Annotated in this window: 3 protein-coding genes and 1 pseudogene; all 4 read right to left on the bottom strand. The window is 66.3% G+C overall.

The annotated features are described in order from the left end of the window. A pseudogene (locus tag Q1W26_RS14345) lies at positions 1-206 on the bottom strand (2,3-bisphosphoglycerate-independent phosphoglycerate mutase); the annotation flags it as partial. 195 nt (positions 207-401) lie between these two features. Further along, entirely contained in the window at positions 402-1235 is an 834-nt protein-coding gene (locus Q1W26_RS14340) for a DUF3025 domain-containing protein (RefSeq protein WP_300441509.1), read from the bottom strand. A gap of 47 nt (positions 1236-1282) precedes the next feature. Then, the gene (locus Q1W26_RS14335; protein ID WP_300441508.1) at positions 1283-1729 is read right to left on the bottom strand and encodes a hypothetical protein; all 447 of its coding nucleotides are present in this window, start codon (positions 1727-1729) and stop codon (positions 1283-1285) included. A gap of 17 nt (positions 1730-1746) precedes the next feature. Next, the coding region (pyrC, locus tag Q1W26_RS14330) for a dihydroorotase (RefSeq protein ID WP_300441505.1) at positions 1747-2697 on the bottom strand (951 nt) is incomplete at its 5' end.

The following is a 2697-nucleotide window of genomic DNA, read 5'->3' as shown; positions in this document are numbered from 1 at the left end:
ATGTCGTCGTCGGAGGGCATGCCCACCGCGGTGCCGTGGGCACGCAGGGTGATGTGGGAATGCTCGGCAAACAGCCGGTCGAGGGTCGGCTTGCGGGCGGCGGCGATGGCGCTGCCCGCATCCGTTTTGGGAATGCCGTAGCCATCCATGACGATGACGACAACCGGGCCCGGAACGCCGGGGAAGGCGGAGAGTTTTTGCAGCATGGTCGATTCCTGAGCGAAAAATTCGGGGCCGGCATGGCTGGGGCAAACCCCGGCGGCATCCGGCAAGCCTGCCATTTTCCTTCAAATCGGCGGCGGGTTACAGCCAGACGGCTTACCCGGTGCGAATCAAGGCACGCCCGGGGCTGAACGGACGGGCAAGAGCGTGGCCGTGGATGAGAGACCGGGGGCCGCTTGTTACGTGGCCGGCCCGGGCGCGGCGATTTTCTTCGGATTCAGCCGCCTGGGCCGGAACTGCCGGGTGTCGCGGTAATAGTCGGGCACTTCGCTGTCGGGCGTCACGCCGGGAATGCCCAGCAGCGGCAGGGGCGACAGATCGGCGTTTGCGAAGGCGCAGAGCGGATCCGTGAAACGCGCGGCGAGCCAGGCGTCGGTTTCACGCTGGCGGGCTGGTGCCGGCAGAGTCAGCCAGGCGGCGTCCACCTGCCGGTAGATCGCCTTGGCGCACAGGCCGAAAAAAGGCTGGCGGAGCTGATCCCAGCTGCCGTGGCCGAAGATCAGGAAACGGGTTGACGCGAGCAGTTGCGCGCGACGATTCCAGAAGGCTTCCTCCCACTCATGGGCGGCCAGCAGGGCCGGAATGTCAGGGTCGGTGGAGACGACGACAATGCCGCACTCGTCGAACTGGGTCAGGGCATCGCGCAGCGGGCCACGGCCCGGCAGGCCGGCAGCGGCGCGGGCCGCCTGCTCGCGCAGATGCAGGCCATTGCAGGCGGATTTGGTGTGCGGCCAGACGCACCAGGCCAGCGCATTGAAGAAGTCGTGCCAGTCGTCCGCGCGGGTCGGCACCTCGCCGGTGGCATCGATGTGCTGCTCGTAGGCCGGCAGGTCTGCCGGGGGCAGGATGAAGCGTATCGGCCGGCCGCTGCCGGAACATGCCGCCGGCGCCGTCTGGCCAATCAGCGCAGTCAGCTGGTCGGCCGTGGGAAGCCCGTCGGGAAAACCGGACAGCAAGCCGGCAATCGGCTCAAACAGCGGGGCGGCGGCGAAAGCGGCAGGTGCGGGAGGCATGGTGTGGTCGGACTGCAACCCGACCTGCAAGGGGGCGAGACCGGCGCTTACTCGCCGGGCGGCGTGATCGGCGTGGCGGCGGCCTCGGCCGGGGCGAACTGGAACTTGCCCGCCTTGCGCACGAAGGTGCCGACAAGCTTGCCCGGCGGATCATCCGGCGCGTCTTTCCAGACCTGGAACTCGCATTTTTCGGTGCTGGCGAGGTACCAGTTCTTGCCCTGCTTGAGGGCCCACAGGGCGTCGCCAGCCTCGTAGACCTCCATTTTCACGCTGCCCGTCACGCCGGACTTGATGCTGTGCCGGCGCATGCAGGTGGGCATCCGCGAAACGACGACGGCCTGCTCGACCTCGTCGCTCCAGAACCAGCGCTGCTCGCGCACGAGGGTGATGGACTGATCCTTGCCATCAATGAGAAAGGCCGTGCCTTCGTACTCGCAGGCGGCGAGCAGGGGCACGGCAACGAGGACCAGCAGACTTCTAAGGATGGAATGCATCGTGCAGTAGGAAGTGATCAGGCGAGTTTCCAGCCGATGGTTTCACCGCCACGCAGCGGCACCAGCGGATCGCCCGGAAGGTAGTCGAAACCGGCAGGCACATCCCAGTTTTCCTTGATCAGGGTGATGGTGTCGGCGTTGCGGGGGCGGCGGTAAAAATCCGGGCCGTTGAAGCTGGCGAAGGCCTCGAGCTTGTCGAGGGCGCCGGCCTGCTCGAAGGCTTCGGCGTACAGCTCGATGCCCGCGTGCGAGGTGTAGCAGCCGGCACAGCCGCAGGCGGCTTCCTTGGTGCTCTTGGCGTGGGGCGCCGAATCGGTACCCAGGAAAAACCTGGGGTTGCCGGACGTGGCCACCCGCACCAGCGCTTCGCGGTGGGTTTCGCGCTTGAGCACCGGCAGGCAGTAGTAATGCGGACGGATGCCGCCGGTGAAAATGGCGTTGCGGTTGAAAAGCAGATGGTGGGCGGTGATCGTTGCCCCCACGTTGGGGCCGGATTCGCTCACGAACTGCGCCGCTTCGGCCGTCGTGATGTGTTCGAAGACAATGCGCAGCGACGGGAATCGCGCTGCAACCGGCGCCAGCACGCTATCGATAAAGACGCGCTCGCGATCAAAGATATCAACGTCAGCATGAGTCACCTCGCCATGAACACAGAGAACGATGCCCCGCTCGGCCATCCGTTCGAGAACGGGATAGATGCGGGTGATGTCGGTGACACCGGCATCCGAGTTGGTGGTTGCGCCGGCCGGGTAGAGCTTGGCGGCGATGACGAAACCGCTGTCGGCGGCCTTGTCGATTTCCTCGGGCTTGAGGGTGTCGGTGAGATACAACGTCATGAGCGGATCGAACTTTAGGCCCGCCGGCACCGCGGCCAGAATGCGTGCCCGGTAGGCGGCGGCCTGCTCGACCGTGGTCACCGGCGGACGCAGGTTGGGCATGATCAGCGCGCGGCCGAAGCGGCGGGCGGT

The organism is Zoogloea sp., assembly GCF_030157465.1.
Lineage (GTDB): Bacteria > Pseudomonadota > Gammaproteobacteria > Burkholderiales > Rhodocyclaceae > Zoogloea.
This window is presented reverse-complemented; position numbering and strand designations above follow the sequence as displayed.

Excerpts from the sequence above, each read along its gene's own strand:
- Q1W26_RS14335 (WP_300441508.1), bottom strand. The coding sequence starts at position 1,729 with ATGCATTCCATCCTTAGAAGTCTGCTGGTCCTCGTTGCCGTGCCCCTG.
- Q1W26_RS14340 (WP_300441509.1), bottom strand. The coding sequence starts at position 1,235 with ATGCCTCCCGCACCTGCCGCTTTCGCCGCCGCCCCGCTGTTTGAGCCG.